This is a genomic window from Nonomuraea ceibae (genome assembly GCF_019396325.1).
Taxonomy (GTDB): domain Bacteria; phylum Actinomycetota; class Actinomycetes; order Streptosporangiales; family Streptosporangiaceae; genus Nonomuraea; species Nonomuraea ceibae.
Genome location: NZ_JAHKRO010000001.1, coordinates 264,510 through 280,545, shown reverse-complemented (window position 1 = coordinate 280,545; position 16,036 = coordinate 264,510). Strand labels below are relative to the sequence as shown.

Here is a 16,036-nt window from a genome sequence, read left to right as displayed (position 1 = left end):
GACCTCGCCGGACGGCGTCGGCCGACGCCGTCCGGCGAGGGAGGCTACTTCGTGCTTCCGTCAAGCCAGGCGCGGTAGCTGATCTGGCCGAACGTGGCGCCGCCGGCGGGCACCAGGGTGCGCTCGCCGGGCACGCTGCCGAAGTAGCGGGCCTGGGGGTCGGAAACGACCGGGCGGGCGTCGCCCCAGGCGGAGAGGGCTTTGCGGAAGAACTCGTCCATCCAGTACTGCTCAGGCCCGGCGATCTCGGTCCTGCCGTTCAGCGGGCTGCCGACCGCCGTACGGCCGACGGCCTGGGCGACCTCCTCGCCGGCGACGGGCTGGAAGCGCACGGGCGCGATGTGCACCTCGCCGTCGACGGTGGAGGTGTCGGCGATGCTGCGGATGAACTCGTAGAACTGCGTGGCGTGGACGAGGGAATAGGGGATGCCTGACTTCTCGATCAACTGCTCTTGAGCGATCTTCGCGGCGAAATAGGCGTTCTCCGGCAGCCGTTCGGTTCCGACCACCGAGAGCGCGACATGGTGCTCCACGCCCGCCGCGGCTTCGGCGGCCAGCAGGTTGCGGGTCGAGGTCTCGAAGAAGTCGAGTACGGCGGCGCGTTCGAAGGAGGGGGAGTTGGACACGTCCACCACCACGTCCGCGCCCGCCAGCGCCTGGGGCAGCCCTTCGCCGGTCAGCGTGTTGACGCCGGTGTTCGGGGCCGCAGCCACCGCTTCGTGGCCGTGCTCGCCCAGCTTGGTGACGACCTTCGACCCGATCAGGCCGGTTCCGCCGATGACGACCACCTTCATGGTGTTGCCCTCTCTGTCCGCCGGGCGCTGTCCGTCCCGGTCGCAGCTAAGACCGGCCAGCCCCCCGCAGTCGTGACAAACACCGCGAAAAATCCTGATCGCCGACGGAACGTCGGCCCGGAGCGCAGGGGGCGGGCGTCCACCACGGCGCTCAACGGGTCTGGTCGGTGGGGCGGATGAGGATCTCGTTGACCGCGACGTGCGCAGGCTGGGTGACCGCGTACACGACGGCCTCGGCGATGTCGCCCGGCCGCAGCGTGCGCATGGAGGAGGCCATCTCCTGGGCGGCCGCCCGCATCGCGGGGTCGGAGATGTGCCCGGACAACTCGGTGGCCACGAATCCGGGTTCGACGACCACGACGCGCACGCCCTGGGCGGTGACCTCCTGCCGCAGCGACTCGGCGAAGGCGGTGATGCCGAACTTCGTCGCGGAGTAGACGCCGTTGCCCGCGGACGCGATCCGGCCCGAGGTCGAGGAGACCTGGACGACCGTCCCCTTGCTCTCCAGCAGGTACGGCAGCGCCGCGTGGACCGTGTACATCGACCCCAGCAGGTTGGTGTCGACCATGCGCGTCCATTCCGAGACGTCGGCGCCCAGGAGAGGGCCGGCGAGCATCAGCCCGGCGTTGTTCACCAGGATGTCCAGGGCGCCGAAGCGCCCGACGGTCGCCGCCACCGCGGCTCGTACCGAGTTCTGGTCGGTCACGTCCAGGTCGAGGGTCAGCATCTCGCCGGGCGCCTTGCGGGCCAGGGACTCCAGCCGGTCGACGCGCCGGGCTCCGGCCGCTACGAGTGCCCCCTCCGTGGAGAGGGCGAGCGCGGTGGCTTCCCCGATGCCCGACGACGCTCCGGTGATGAGGGCGACCTTCCCGTCCAGCAGGTTCATGTTCTTCCTTTCGGCAGCAAACGGACCGTGCGGTCACCTTTACTCTAACGCCGAAACGGACCATGCGGTCACTTTGGCTAGACTGGCCGCATGACTGGGACGACGCCACGCAGCGACGCGGTGCGCAACCGCCGGCTACTGCTGGAGGCCGGGGCCAGGACGTTCGCCGAGCGTGGGGTCGGGGTGTCCATCGCGGAGATCGCGCAGTGCGCCGGACTGGGAAAGGGCACCGTCTTCCGGCACTTCTCCTCCAAGGAGGAACTGCTTGCGGCGATCATGCTCGGCATGCTGGACGAGCTGGTGGACACCGCCAGCACGTTGCTCACAGCTGACGATGCCGGCGGCGCGCTGCGCGCATTCATGACCGAGAGCGTGCAGATCTTCGTCAGGGACCGCGCCTTCTGTGAGGTCGTCGGGCGGCCGTCCATACAGCTCCCGCAGGTACGTGAGGCGATCGACCGCCTCTGCGAAGCCGCGGAAACGCTCACCGCCCGCGCCCGGGAGCAGGGCGCCGTGCGCCCGGACCTCACCGGCGTCGACGTCATACTCCTGCTCAGCGGCATCAAGCACACCGCGGAGCCGCTGCTCGCCGCCGAGCCGCAGGCCTGGCGCCGGTATCTCGAACTGGCCTTCGACGGCATCAGCAGCCGGGCGGGGCAGGCGCTGCCGTACCCTCCGCCCGGCCACCTGCCTCTGGACGGCCCCCGCCCCGGGTGATCGTCACATCTTCGGAGTAACCCGGTCCGGTCCTTCGAGGTCGGCGTCGTAGGCGTCCTTGCCCGGTGGAACGTCCGGAGTCACACCGGTCATTCAATGACCACAGGTCGCAGGCGTACAGACACCGCGAAGGCCACGGCGATGACCACCATGCCGATGCCGGCCCACAGATTGGCGTTCACGTCACCGGTCTTGGCCCGATCCGACGCCGAGTCCACGACGAGACCCATGATGATCAGCACGATGCCGTAGAACCCGATCAAACCCGCGATGAACACGCGCACGTCGAAGGCCCCGGCCCTGCGCGGTCCAGCATGTTCGCCGCCGGTGGCGGCCCGTTCGTCTGTCATGTGCCGGTTCCTTTCAGGACGGTCATCTGAAGATCACGTTGAGCGCGGTGACGAGCACGAGGGAGATACCCGCGAGCTTCACCGGCGCGCGGTACCAGGGCAACCGGCTCGCCGCCGGATCGGTGCGCTGTTGCCTGGGCGTCTCCGACAGGACGAGCCCTCCGAGTTCGCTCGCCGGCTTGGGCGGGGTCATCAGGCTGACCAGGACGCTGACGGTGATGTCGACGACGAAGGCCGCGCCCGCGGCCACGAACGCCGCCCCCTGACCGGGCAGGGAGAAGACGCCCACCTCGTTGAGCAACCAAACGGTCACCGCGCCCAGCGTCCCGGACACCAGCCCCACCCAGCCGGCGGTCGCGGTCATCCGCTTCCAGAAGATGCCCAGGATGAAGGTGGCGAACAGCGGAGCGTTGAAGAAGCCGAACAGCGTCTGGAGATAGGTCATCAGGTTGCCGTAGCCGGCGGCGATGAAGGCGGTGCCGATGGCCAGGCCCGTCGCACCGACCGTGGCCCACCGGCCGACTTTCAGGTAGTAACCGTCGGAGCGGCCCTTCTTCACGTACTGCTGCCACAGGTCGTAGCTGAAGACGGTGTTGAAGGCGGAGATGTTGGCCGCCATGCCGGCCATGAACGCGGCGAGCAGACCCGTCAGGGCGATGCCGAGCAGCCCTGTGGGGAGCACGTCGCGGATGAGCAGCAGGATCGAGTCGTTGTAGGTGATCCCGGCGGCCTGGTCGCCCGCCTTGAGCCGCATCACCTCGGGCACCAGGACTCCGGCGATCATCCCGGGGATCACGACGATGAACGGGATGAACATCTTCGGGAACGAGGCGATGATCGGCGTACTGCGTGCCGCGGACATCGATTTGGTGGCCATCGCGCGCTGGACCTCGACGAAGTTGGTCGTCCAGTAGCCGAAGGAGAGCACGAAGCCGAGGCCGAAGACGATGCCGACGACGGACAGGACCGAGTTGCCGAACCCGGCCAGTTCGTTGCCCGGCCACGAGTTGAGCTGTTCCGCACCGCCGCCGACGGATGTCCGCACCTTGTCGATCAGCCCGTCCACGCCTCCGACGCGGTGCAGCCCGATGAGGGTGAGCGGCAGCAGCGCGGCAACGATGACGAAGAACTGCAGGACCTCGTTGTAGATGGCCGCGGACAGGCCGCCGAGGGTGATGTAGCTGAGGACGATCGCGGCGGCGAGGAGCAGGGCTACCCACAGCGGCCAGCCGAGCAGGCCGTTCACGACGGTGGCCAGGAGGAACAGGTTGATCCCCGCGATGAGGATCTGGGCCAGGGCGAAGCTGATCGCGTTCACCAGGTGCGCGCCGGGCCCGAAGCGGCGGCGCATGAACTCGGGGACGCTGCGCACCTTGGACCCGTAGTAGAAGGGCATCATGACGACGCCCAGGAAGAGCATGGCCGGGATGGCGCCGATCCAGTAGTAGTGCATGGTCGGCATGCCGTATTCAGCCCCGTTGGCCGACATGCCGATGATTTCGACAGCGCCGAGGTTGGCTGAGATGAACGCCAGCCCGGTGATCCAGGCGGGCAGCGACCGCCCGGACAGGAGGAAGTCGAGACTGCTGGAGACCCTCCGGCGGGCCGCCACTCCGATCAGCAGGACCACGGCGAAGTAGACGAAGATCAGCAGGTAGTCGACGATCCCGGCGCCGATCCTCAGCGGGTCGTCCACCGGGACTCCTCCGGCAGATGCGCGACGCACACGGCGTCGAGGACGTGCCTGCTCATCGTGTGCCCCTGTCGTCTGTGTACTCGAAAGTGGGTCCGGCCCCGCCGGGCATCTCCATCAGTGCCTGCGCCTGCCTCTTGAGCGTGAACATGGTGCTGGTGGCGTCCGCGAGCTGCTTCGGGCTCCCGTTGAATGCCTGCTCCAGCAGTTGCAGGAGATCGCGATAGGTGCGGTTGAACTCCTCCTGCGCGGTTCGGGTCGCACTTCCCGGCGCGGCGGGTCGCGGGTTGCGGCTCATCGGGCGCACCCCCGCCAGGTCCACGGAGATCTTCTCCCCGGTGGGCCCTGACTCCGAGGTGTCGCCTCGCCGGTAGCGGCGACCGAGTTTCAGCTCCTGGAAGCGGTAGTAGTGGGCGACCTCATCGCGCTCCGGGTGGAAGACGTCGTGCTCGCCGTCCCAGATCGAGCCGCCGGCCGCACCTTCGCCCTGCTCGACGATCTCCTTCAGCGCGCCCAGGGCGGACTCGAGATCCTCGACCGCGAACAGTGATCCGCCGGTGTGCCGGAAGTGGGCGCCACTGATCTGGCGGGCCGGATCGCCGCTGAAGACGGCCTCCTCGCCGAGCCGATCGCACAGGTACCTGAGTCCCTGCTCGATCGCCGCGTAGAACTGCCCGATCGTCGCGTAGCGGTCGCCCTCCGGCGGCGCGCCCGGCGGAGCGGGTCGTTCGAGACGCAGGAACATCTCCAGCGCTTCGGCCCCGAACGCGACCAGCGACACCTCGAAGGAAGGGTCACCGTGCGGCAGCCTTCGCGGGTACGGCGTGAGCATCTCCGGCGTGTCCAGCAGCGGTCGTCCGCCGACGGCGTTGAGCAGGTTCGCGGCCAGCGCCAGGTGCAGCATCTCCTCGACGAAGACGCTGCCCACCACCTGGGCCGCCTCAGGGTTGCGCTCGGGATCCAGCGAGTAGAGCGCGGTCAGGTACGGCGGCAGCGTCGCGTGCTCCAGCTCGATCGCCCACTGAAGGTGCTCGCGCAGGCTGTCGAGCGTGCCGATCCGCGGCGTCGCTTCCTGCGGATTCTCGTGCGCCATCGGCGTCATGCCCCGGTGCTCCTGCGGCGGGCGCGGCGGCTCGCGCGCGGCCTCGGTTCGTTGCCCGTCACCACGAACCCCTTTCTGACTGCCGGGCGACCCGTTTGCCACCCGATCGCCAGCTAGGACAAAACAGCCTTCAGGGGTTGTGACAACCCCCGGAAAGTTCCCTCGCACCGTCCGCTGACGGTCAGACACTCACGCCTTCGTGCGATGTGTACGGCGCTGCGGCGAGAGGACATTCGACGACATGAACATCACGTACCTCGATGCCCCTTGCCTCCATGTGCGCGGAACGCAGCCGCCCGTCCCCGCCGGTCACGTCGACGGCTGCGAGGATTGCCAGAAGTCAGGCGGCCGCTGGGTGGAACTGCGCGAGTGCCTGACCTGCGGCTACGTCGGCTGCTGTGACACCTCTCCTGGCCGGCACGCCGCCGCGCACTGGGCCGAGACCACTCACCCTGCGACCGCCTCGCTGGAGCCGGGCGACCGGTGGGGCTGGTGCTACGCCGACCGGCGCTATCTCAGGTCGGTACGGCGGAGCCGCCGGATCATCGCGTGACGGAGTCGTGTTCGAGGACCAGCCGGGTGAGTTCGACCCGTGAGCTGATCCCGAGTTTGGCGAAGGCGTGCCACAGGTGGGTGCTGACGGTGTGCGGCGACAGGTAGAGCTGGTCGGCGACCTGCTTGTTGGTGGCGCCGCCCGCGACCAGCCTGACGATCTGCAGTTCGGAGGCGGTGAGGCTGTCCCAGCCCGCGGTGGGTCTGCTGGGGACGTCGCGTGACCGTCGCTGCCCCAGGCCCCTGAGGCGGTCACGCACGCGGGAGGCGTCGTGTTCCGCCTCGGCCTGCTCGTAGAGGCGCAGGGCCGCGTCCAGCTCGACGACCGTGCCCGTGTCCTCCAGAGCTCCCGCCAGCACAAGCGGCCGGGGGATGTCGTGGTACAGCTCTATGGCGCGGGCCAGCAGACCGGCGTCGCCGTCCACAAGGGCGCGGGCGTGCACGGCCGTGGCCTCGTAGATCGGAACGCCGGGGTTCTCGCGGTGACGGGTCTCGGCGAACTCGGTGACCAGGGACGCGCGGGCATGGTCACCGGCCCTCAGCGCCATCCTGACGAGGACGGGCTCGTCGGCTGGGTCGGGCGGGGAAGCCAGCGACGAGGTCGGGCGATGGTAGGAAGCCACGGCCTCGCCGGTCAGGTCCATGGCCAGGGCGAGGTCGCCCTCGTCTGCGGCGATCTGCGCAGCGAGCCACGCTCCCGACCGCCGTACATGTCCGGCCTCGGTCTCCATGATGGACGCGGCGAACTCCCGGGCGCGTGACAGGTCCTGCGGGTCGCCGGTGTGCAGGGCGACGCGGCCCAGCACGTAGCGGGTCGAGACGTCGTCGAAATTGCCCCGGCCGAATTCGTCGGACATGGTCAGGACGGCCTCGGCTTCGGCGCGCGCGTCGCTGAGCCGGCCCGCGTCCAGATAGATCCGGCAGCGGGCCATACCGAGCATCCTCAGCATGCCGGCCTGTCCGTGATGCTGTGCCCGGCGTACGCCGTCATCCGCCTGGGCAAGCGCTTCCTCCACCCGCCCCAGCGTGGTGAGCAGCAGGGCTCTCCAGACGCCGGGCAGCCACAGCCCTCCGGAGCTGACGTCGCCCGCCGCGGCGACCGCCTGGTCGATGAGGTCGACCGCACGGCGGGCGGCGAGCCGGCGGTTGGCGATGATCGAGCCCACGCCCAGCAGCGTGGCCCGCGACGCCTGGTCGGCCGCCTGATCCGCAGTGGCCAGCGCGGCCGGGATCAGGTCTTCCGCCTCGGCGGTCTCATCGGCGTCGATGAAGGCGAGGTTGAAGGCCAGCATGGCCATCAACTGGGCACGGATGCGGGGCGGCAGCCCCGGCAGGGCCACTCCGGCGCGGCTGTGTCGTACGGCCTCGCTGAAGGAACGCCGGTTGGCCTCGATCGCCAGGCCCAGCCTGATGCCCGCCTCGACCTCGACGGGCAGTGGCCGGAGCAGCGCGCTCTCGGCCAGTGCGACGGCTTCGCCCGCGTGGCCCGTCTGGGAGAACAGCGGCAGAGCCTCGGCGATGAGGCCCGCCTCCCCCAAGGGGTCCAGGGCGGACAGCTCGATCGCGCGGCGGCTCATCTGCACGGCGGCCGACGGTGCGACGTCCGCCAGGTCGCGGGCGGCCTGGCGGAGCAGCGTGATGGCGGCGCGGTCGCCGGGCTCGGCGGTCTCGGCCAGGTCGGCGGCTATCCGCGCGACCGGGACGCCCTGAGCGAGCCGCAGGTCGACGGCCTGGCGGCGGAGCGCCTTGCGCAGGGTCGCGGGCAGGGCCGCCTGGATCGACTCACGGATCAGATCGTGGCTGAAGACCAGCGCGCTGTCGCGTTCGACCAGAAGATCCGCCGACAGCAGTTCCTCCAGCGATTCCAGCAGCGTGACGGCGGATTCTCCGATGAGTTCGGCGAGCTGGTCGATGGAGACGGTCCTGCCCAGGACCGAGGCGATCTGCGCGGCCTTCCTGGCCAGCGGGGAGACCTGCTCCAGGCGGTGCTGAACCGAGGCGTGGAACCGCAGCGGCACGCGCTGCCGGGTCAGCCGGGCGACACCGTCGGCGACAGTGACCCCTCCCTCGTCGAGCATGCCGTTGATCAGCTCGGTGAGCAGCAGCGGGCGTCCCTCGGCCCGCTGCGCGAGCTGCAGAATGGCGCCGTCGGGAGTGGCCGCGAGCAGGTCGCCGGTCATCGCGGCGACCGCCTTGCCCCCCAAGGGGGCGAGCGTGAGCTGCTGCCCTCCGGGCTGGGCCAGTGCGAAGATCGTGGCGCGGACGTCGGGGCTGAGCGGCCCGGTCCGCGCGGCGAGGATCCAGGCGATGGGATGCAGGGACAGCCGACGCGGCAGGGTGCGCAGGGCCAGCAGGGTGCCCTCGTCGCACCACTGCAGGTCGTCGATGACGATCACCAGCGGCGCGGCCAGCGCGGCGCGCTCCAGGTGCTCGAGAAGCTCCTGCAGGAACCAGTACGTCCCCGGAGCCGCCTGGGCCGTGCCGGCCGGGATGATCTGGTCGGAGCCGGAGTGCAGCGCGCCGAGCAGGGCGCCGAAGGGGATGGTCTGCCCGTCCGGGTCGCCGCCGCCGTGGATGACGCGCAGCCCCGCCTCCTCGGCCATCTGCCGCGCCTCGGTGAGCATGCGGGTCTTGCCGATGCCAGGACTGCCCTGGATGAGGGTCGTCGTGCCCCGGCCGCGGGTCAGCGCGGCCAGATGGGTACGCAGGGCGGCGACCTCGGACTGCCGCCCGCGCAGCCGGTACCGTCCGTGCTCGGCCGAGGCGCCGATCTTCGATTCACGTGCGTTCACGTTGCCCTCTGTTCGGTGACGTCAATGGCGGATGCCGCGGCGGGTCGTCGACGGTCAGGAGATCCGGGGAGGACGTCGCCGGTGAGGCTCGCTGCCAGGTCAGAGCCGGCGGCGGCCACCCGGTGCCCTCTCCGGAGCGCTTCACGGCGACGTGCCGCCCCGTGCCGCGTGCGGCTCCCGTGACGAACCAGACGGCCATACGTGTCCACCCGAGGTCGGCCTCCTCCGGCGGGAGGCGGTGTGGACCACGGTGTCAGTTCTGTGTGGTGCGATACATCGCACGAACATGCGATGTCTCATTCGGCTGCTTCGAGCTCCTTGAGCACCTCGGCGGCCTTGTCGCCGTCGCCCTCCTCCTCGTAGAGCCGGGCCGCCTCGGCCAGCGCATGGCGGGCCTCCGCGATCCGGCCCGCGCACCGCAGCGCGGTGCCGAGCCTGTGCTGGGTGAGCGCCACCGAGAAGGGCAGCGGGTGGACGCTCAGCTGTGGCATGGCCTGCTGGTAGGCCTCGACCGCCTCTTCCCAGCGCTGGAGCGTCAGGTAGGTGGTGCCGAGATGGCCCAGGGCGGCCCCGAGCATGTAGGTGGTGACGATCGGGAACCCGCCGAAAGCGGGATCACGGAGTTCGGCCACCAGCGCGAGGTTGCGCTCCAAGGCGTCCTCCGGGCGGCCGGCCCGGCGCAGGGCGTGGACCTCGGCGAGCACGGCCTGGGGGTAGTTCTTCAGATCGCCGCCCCGCAGGGCTAGGCGGGCGCCCTGGCGGGCGTGCTCCAGCTCCTGCTCCAGTCTCGCCGGATCGCTGCGCAGAGCCCAGGCGAGGTGGACCAGAGCCACTCCCTGCTGAGGGAGGTCGCCGACCTCGCGGGCCAGTTCCAGCGCTCGCGAGGCGAAGGTCTCCGCGTCCTTCGTCCGGCCTTCGCACACGTACATCGTCCAGGCCAGCTGGTTGAGCTGCGCCGCTTCCTCCCGCCGGTCGCCGGTGGCCCGGGCCGCTTCGGTGGACAGCGTGAACACCTCGGCCCAGTGCCCCCACTTGGGCCACTGGTCCGGGAACCCCTTCATGGATCCGGCCACCTCGACCACTGTCGTGTGCTCTCCGCGTCGTGCCGCCGAGCGCAGCGCCTCCAACCAGGCCGCGCCTTCCGCCTGCAGCCAGGCGCGTGCCTCGGCCCGGCTGTCGAGCGCGACGAGGGAACGCCGCTCCGGCGGCAGCGTGCCGTGCTCGGGCTCGAACCAGCGCCCGGCGGCCACCGCCACCTCCAGGAGCCAGCTCTCCATCCGCGAGCGCGACGCCTCCCGCTCCTGGGCCGGCTCCTCCTGCTCCAGCCGGGCACGGGCATAAAGCCGGACGAGGTCGTGGAAGCGGTAGCGGCCGGCGTACGGGGAGCTGAGCAGCCCCAGGTCGACCAGTTCCTCCAGTGCGTCCTCGGCGTCGTCCACGTCGAGCTGGGTCAGGACGGCGGTCATCGGGATGCCGAAATCGGACCCCACGGCCAGCGCGAGCCGCCGGAAGGTCTGCCGGGCGGCGGGGGTGAGCTGCTCGTAGGACAGCGCGAAGGCGGCGGCGACGTGCAGGCCCCCGGCTGCCAGCGCGTCCAGGCGGTGATCCTCGTCGGCGAGCCGGCCGGTGAGCTGCCTGATCGTCCAGCCCGGACGGCTCTGCAGCCGGTTGCCCGCGATGCGTATGGCCAGCGGCAGATGGCCGCACAACCGGGCGAGTTCGTCGACGGCCTTGAGGTCGGCCACCGAGCGGGCCTCGCCGACGATGGCACGCAGCAGCTCGGCCGCCTCCGGCCCGGCGAGCTGGGTCAGCGGGATCTGGCGCGCCCCCTCCAGCCCGGCCAGCGGACGGCGGCTGGTGATGAGGACCATGCTCGGCCCGTCCCCCGGCAGCAGCGGGCGTACGTGGCTCTCGCTCTCCGCGTTGTCCAGCACGATGAGGCAGCGCCGCTCGCGCAGCAGCGCCCGGTAGTGCCCGGCGCCTTCCTGCTCGTCGGCCGGGATGTTGCGCTCGGCCACGCCCAGCGCCCTGAGCAGCTGCGACAGGCCGTTCGAGCTGGTCAGCGGGATGGCGTCCATGCCTCGCAGGTCAAGGAAGAAGCGGCCGTCGGGGAACAGGTCCGCCAACTGCCCGGCGGCGTGCACGGCCAGCGCGCTCTTGCCCATGCCCGCCGTGCCCGAGATGGTGACGATCGCGGCAGTCTCGTCCGCGCGGGAGCGCCGGGTGGCCAAGTCGCGCAGCACGCCCAGCTCGCGCTCACGACCGGTGAAGTCACCGACACCGCGGGGCAGTTCGCAGATCCCGGCGGTGGAGGGAGCGGCGCGCGGCCGGCCGGCGCGGGCTGCGGCGAGGAGCGCGTCGCGGTCCGCCTGCGACAGCCGCAGCGCCTCGGCGAGCGCGGCGACGGTACGGCCCTGCGGCCCTCGGCTGACGCCGCGTTCCATGTCGCCGATGGCACGCACGCTCACCCCCGAAGCATGCGAGAGCCCCTCGATCGTCAGGTCCGCGGCCAGTCTGTGGGCTCTCAGCAGTGCTCCGAAAGAGTCGCTCACCCCTGCTCGCTTTCCCGGCAGAAGGCAGAATCGGCCACTTCTGCCTGTCGTTCTGCCTCGTCCCACTAAGCCCCGTTTGATTCCATTGTCCTACACGATCTCCGCCTGAAAACGGCACCTCCGGCCGGGCGCCACACCACGGAAACGGAACGAGCACATGAGCCTCAACAACGCGGTAGCGGGCTTCTCGGTCCCTTCTGAGCGTCGCTCCGCCGCAGACGCCTTCCCCACGATGCCGCTGCGCGGCCGCGAGCCCGAGCTGTCGTTGCTGCGTGACCGGCTGCATGACCTGCGGCGAGGGCACGGCGGAGCCGTTCTGATCGAGGGGGCGCCGGGGACGGGCAAGTCACGTCTGCTCGCGGAGGTCGCCGATCTGGCCGCGGCCGGCAGTCTGCGCGTCAGGGCAGGCGCCGGCACGCAGGACGGCCATGCCGTACCTTTCGCCCCCCTGTTGGACGCGCTGCTGTCCGGCCCGGCACCGCTCGTGGCGCGCGAGAGGTTGCTGGCGCTCAGTGAGGCGGAGGAACAGCGTTTCTGGCTGCTGCGGGAGCTGCAGCACGAGCTGGAGAGAGCCGCGTCGGCTGCTCCGCTGGTGATACTCATGGACGATCTGCAGTGGTGTGACGCGGCCACCCGCAGCGCCCTTCGCACGCTGCCCACCCGCCTGTCCGGCCGGCCCATCCTGTGGGTGCTGGCCATCCGCGAACAGCATCAGGCCGGTACGGCACGCGCCTGGCCTGCGGAGCGGATCGTGCTGCGACCGCTGTCGACGAAGGCCGTGGCGCTCCTGGCCCAGGACATCCTGCAGGCCGTCGCCGAACCCGTACTGCTCGAACTCGCCAGGAAGGCCGACGGCCGGCCGCTGCTCCTTGTCGAGTTGCTGAACGGCATGCGCGAGGAAGGCGCCATCCTCATCCAGGACGGGATGGCGCATCTCACGGCGGCCGAGGGCATCCCCATGCGCTTCCGCTCTTCGATCCGGCAGCGCCTCGACCGGCTCTCGCCGCTGGCCCGCGACAGCGTCCGCTTCGCGGCCATGCTGGGCCGCGACGCCGACGTCGACGTCCTGGCCGAACTTCTGCGGTGCTCCCCCGTCGACCTGATGGGCCCGCTGCAGGAGGCTCTGCGCGCCGACCTGCTGACCGACCTCGACGGCCGGCTCGCCCTGCGCAACGACCTGGTCCGCGAGGCCGTACGGAACAGCGTGCCCGCCGCGTTCAAGGACCTCATCCGCCGTCAGGCCGTCGATGTGCGGCTGCGGCGCGGCGCGACGGCCATGGAAGTGGCCGCCGACCTGGCGGAGGTCGCCCAGCCGGGCGACCACGAAGCCGTCTCGCTGCTGCGCCGGGCCGCCACCGACCTCGCGCCCACCTCCCCCGCCGCCGCGGCCGCCCTGAGCGGCCGAGCTCTGGAACTCGCCCCCGCCGACCACCCCGACCGCCCGGCACTGATCGCCGAGACCGCCGTCCTGCTGTGGCTGACCGGCCACGACGACGAAGCCCGTGCGACGGCTGCCGGCGCCCTGGTCGGGCTGCTGGAACCGGAAGGCGAGGCGCAGGTACGGCTCAGCCTGGCCAGGCTGTCGAGCCAGAGCTCGTTCGCCGAGGCGGTCAGGCAGTGCCGGGTTGCGCTGGCCCTGCCAGGGCTGTCGGAGACGACCCTGGCGCACCTGCTCACCCTGCAGGCCCTCTCTCTCGTCGTGGCCGGCGACGTCGAGGAGACCGGTCGCGCCGCCGAGGCGGCGTTGCTCGCCGGCGGCTACTGCGGCAATCGCGCCATCGAGGCCACCGCGATGGCGGTGGAGGCCACGCTCTCGTTCCACCGCACGGACTGGCGGCATGCCTTCGACCGGCAGGACGAGGCGGTACGGCTGGCGACCGACGCGGGCATCCTGCACTCGCCCTGGATCCCCGGGCCGTCCTGGCAGAGCTTCCTGTGGAGCTCGGCGGGCGAACCCCTGCGCGGGCTCGAGGAGATCGACCTCGCCCTGGGAAGAGCGCGGACACACGGACAGGTGGCCGCGGCGCGCATGTGGTCGCTGTACCGCGTCCGTATGCTGCTCGACGCCGGGCGGCTGGCCGGCGCCCGTGCCGAGGCGGAAGCCGCCCTGGCCGAGGAGGGCGCGACGGGGAACACCGCCGACGTGACCGCCCGCTACGCCCTGGGCCGCTCGGCCCTGTACGCGGGTGACCGTCTCGGCATCGCCCAGCTGGCCTCCGACGGCCTGCGCATGACAGGTGACGAGGCTCCCTTCGTCACCAGGGCAGGCTCCTGGATGCTCGCTCTGGTAGCCGACTGCGACGACGACCCGGCACGCGCCCTGGCCCACGCCGCGGCGGCGGTCGCGCTGGGCCCGGACGGCGCGACGGGGGCGACCCCCCTGGACGCGGCCGACGACGTGGTGTTCGTCCGCATGGCCCTGCGCGCCGGTGACCGCGAGGCGGCCGTGCGCATGGTCTGCGAGACCGAGGCCCGGGCCGGGCGCAACCCCGGATTTCCGTTCCTGACCGCTGTCGCGGAACACGCCCGCGGACTGCTCGACGACGACGCGGCCCTGCTCTCACGTGCCGCGGAACGGTTCGCCGGCTTCCCCCGGCCGATCGTGCGCGCATCGGCGCTGGAAGACGCCGGCCGTGCCCTGGCGGCCACGGATCGGCGGGCCGCCGTCGCCCGCCTGAAAACGGCATCGGAGCTGTACGAGCAGGCCGGAGCGTTGCGGGACGCGGCCCGGGTGCGGCGGCGGCTGCGCGAGGCCGGGATACGCCGGCGCGGCCGCAAGTCCGGCGCCGCCCACGGCTGGGACGGGCTGACCGCCGCCGAACTGCAGGTGGTCAGGCACGTGGCCCAGGGCGCCACGAACCGGCAGGTCGCGGAGCGGCTGTTCCTGTCGCCGCACACCGTCAACACCCACCTCCGTCATGCCTACACCAAGCTGGACGTCAATTCGCGCGTGGAACTGACCCGGCTGGTCGTGGAGCACGACGGCTGACCCGGTACCCCAACGGAAAGGAAGCGGCGACTTCATGGCCTACCTGCCTGTAGGCGTCGACCACGGCCATACCTCGGTCGAGCTCTGCTACGAGGACTACGGTGCCGGTCGTCCCGTGGTCCTGCTCCATGACTGGCCGCTGTCCAGACATATGTGGGCGGCACAACTGCCCGCGCTGGTGGAGGCCGGGTATCGCGTGATCACCTACGATCGCCGGGGATTCGGCGACTCCACCCGTCCCTGGGGCGGCTACGGCTACGACAACCTGGCCGGCGATCTCCGCGCGATGCTCGAGGGGTTGGAGCTGACCGACGCGACGCTGGTGGGAGCGGGGATGGGCGCGGCGGAAATCGCACGCTATCTCACCCGGTACGGCCCGGCAGGGATCGCGGGGGTCGTCCTGGTGGGAGCCGCGCTGCCGTACCTGTATCGCTCCTACGGCAACCCGCAGGGCCCCTGGACCCCCGAGCACTTCGACCATCTCAGGGCGCGGCTCGGCACCGACAGGTTCACCATGATCGACTCCTACGTGACCCGGATGTTCCGGGCCGGCGACCGCGTACTGCTGAGCGACCTCCACCGCGGCCACTACCGCGACCAGGGAGCCGCCGCGTCGCCGCAGGCGCTCGACGCCGGGCTGGCGACGCTGGCGCGCAGCGATCTGCGCGCCGAACTCGCCCTGCCGGTGCCGGCCCTGATCATTCACGGTGAGGACGACGAGATCGCCCCGTTCGCGGCCACGGGCGCACGCATCGGCTGCGCTGACGTGGAGGTGATCCAGGGCGCGCCGCACGGCTGCCAGGCCACGCACCCCCTGCGCTTCAACCGCACGCTGCTCCGGTTCCTTGCCGGCAGCTGACGCGGCGAGCACTTACCGAGCCTGATCGCGACCTGTTCCGGCTGGATGACCGCGTGGACGACGCCCCCTCCACCGTGTCGCTCATCACGCACTCCTTCTCATGGAGATGTCGGCGGCGAGAAACCCTTCCAGCTCGGCCAGGTCGCCGGTCCGCGTCGCATCGAGAAACACCTGCACGAGGCGCTGATACTCGGTGATGTCCACCGGTCTGCGCCGCCCGGTCTCGATGCGTTCGCGGGCTCGCCGTACGAGCTGCCGCGCATACGCCGCGTCCAGGTGAAGGACCTCGGAGATGCGTCGGTAGGGGTAGTCGAAGGCCTTGCGCAGGAGGTAGGCGGCCCGCTCGGCGGGCGACAGCTTCTCCAGCAGCACCCGGACCGCGAGATCTACGGCCTCGTGCTGCTCGGCCGCCGAGTCGGGGCCGGCGCTGCCCTCGTTCCTTTCGGCCAGCCAGGGGCCGGGGAACGTCTCACGGCGCATGCGCGCGGACTGGACGACGTTGAGAGAGAGCCTGACGGTGGTCTTCGCGAGGAACGCGGGCGCGTTGACGATGGCCGAGCGGTCGGCGCGCTCCCACCGCAGCCACGCCTCCTGCACCACGTCCTCGGCCTCGCCCGCGTCCCCGAGATAGCGGTAGGCGATCGCGAAGAGCCGCGGTCGTGTGGTGATGAACGCAGCTTCGCGGTTGACGTTCTCCGTGAAATGGCCGATGGGGATCATTCGTCTCTCCAGCTGAGGGCCTGCATCAGT

General features: G+C 70.9%; 12 protein-coding genes. 4 read left to right on the top strand and 8 right to left on the bottom strand.

The features are described 5' to 3' along the window. Positions 1-44: 44 nt before the first annotated feature. Together KME80_RS01505 and KME80_RS01500 are read right to left on the bottom strand one after the other, a co-directional pair. Complete coding sequence (locus tag KME80_RS01505; RefSeq protein WP_219499296.1) at positions 45-794, bottom strand: SDR family oxidoreductase; 750 nt, start codon at positions 792-794, stop codon at positions 45-47. A gap of 151 nt (positions 795-945) precedes the next feature. Beyond that, the gene (locus KME80_RS01500; protein WP_219499294.1) at positions 946-1,680 is read right to left on the bottom strand and encodes an SDR family NAD(P)-dependent oxidoreductase; all 735 of its coding nucleotides are present in this window, start codon (positions 1,678-1,680) and stop codon (positions 946-948) included. 90 nt (positions 1,681-1,770) lie between these two features. On the opposite strand from KME80_RS01500, the gene KME80_RS01495 reads away from it, so the two are divergent. Beyond that, positions 1,771-2,397: a TetR/AcrR family transcriptional regulator gene (locus tag KME80_RS01495; RefSeq protein WP_219499291.1), complete on the top strand. Its 627-nt coding sequence runs from the start codon at positions 1,771-1,773 to the stop codon at positions 2,395-2,397. 89 nt (positions 2,398-2,486) lie between these two features. Here the strand turns inward: KME80_RS01495 and KME80_RS01490 are convergent, their stop codons facing one another. From KME80_RS01490 to KME80_RS01480, 3 genes are read right to left on the bottom strand one after another with little or no spacing between them, the layout of a single operon-like run. Then, entirely contained in the window at positions 2,487-2,747 is a 261-nt protein-coding gene (locus KME80_RS01490) for a hypothetical protein (RefSeq protein WP_219499289.1), read from the bottom strand. Between the two features lie 22 nt (positions 2,748-2,769). Then, positions 2,770-4,443 carry a sodium:solute symporter family protein gene (locus KME80_RS01485; RefSeq protein ID WP_219499287.1) on the bottom strand — a complete coding sequence of 558 codons (1,674 nt, stop codon included), beginning with the start codon at positions 4,441-4,443 and terminating at the stop codon, positions 2,770-2,772. A 52-nt stretch (positions 4,444-4,495) separates the two neighbouring features. After that, a complete protein-coding gene (locus tag KME80_RS01480) occupies positions 4,496-5,542 on the bottom strand; it encodes a ferritin-like domain-containing protein (RefSeq protein WP_219499284.1) in 1,047 nt (348 codons plus the stop codon). Between the two features lie 241 nt (positions 5,543-5,783). Between KME80_RS01480 and KME80_RS01475 the strand changes: the two genes are divergently transcribed. After that, positions 5,784-6,095, top strand: coding sequence for a UBP-type zinc finger domain-containing protein (locus KME80_RS01475; RefSeq protein ID WP_219499282.1), 312 nt, complete (start codon positions 5,784-5,786; stop codon positions 6,093-6,095). Here KME80_RS01475 and KME80_RS01470 read toward each other — a convergent pair. Both KME80_RS01470 and KME80_RS01465 read right to left on the bottom strand, forming a co-directional pair. Further along, complete coding sequence (locus tag KME80_RS01470) at positions 6,085-8,886, bottom strand: helix-turn-helix transcriptional regulator (RefSeq protein WP_219499280.1); 2,802 nt, start codon at positions 8,884-8,886, stop codon at positions 6,085-6,087. The two genes, KME80_RS01475 and KME80_RS01470, sit on opposite strands and share 11 nt — an antisense overlap. A 296-nt stretch (positions 8,887-9,182) precedes the next feature. Further along, positions 9,183-11,438, bottom strand: coding sequence for an ATP-binding protein (locus KME80_RS01465; protein WP_219499278.1), 2,256 nt, complete (start codon positions 11,436-11,438; stop codon positions 9,183-9,185). A gap of 157 nt (positions 11,439-11,595) precedes the next feature. On the opposite strand from KME80_RS01465, the gene KME80_RS01460 reads away from it, so the two are divergent. Beyond that, positions 11,596-14,427, top strand: a complete 2,832-nt coding sequence (locus KME80_RS01460; protein WP_219499275.1) for an ATP-binding protein — start codon at positions 11,596-11,598, stop codon at positions 14,425-14,427. Between the two features lie 34 nt (positions 14,428-14,461). Next, positions 14,462-15,286 (top strand): alpha/beta fold hydrolase, encoded by an 825-nt coding sequence (locus tag KME80_RS01455; protein ID WP_219499272.1) that lies wholly within the window; start codon positions 14,462-14,464, stop codon positions 15,284-15,286. Between the two features lie 84 nt (positions 15,287-15,370). On the opposite strand, the gene KME80_RS01450 is transcribed toward KME80_RS01455, so the two are convergent. Beyond that, positions 15,371-16,006, bottom strand: coding sequence for a sigma-70 family RNA polymerase sigma factor (locus tag KME80_RS01450; RefSeq protein WP_219499268.1), 636 nt, complete (start codon positions 16,004-16,006; stop codon positions 15,371-15,373). Positions 16,007-16,036 lie beyond the last annotated feature (30 nt).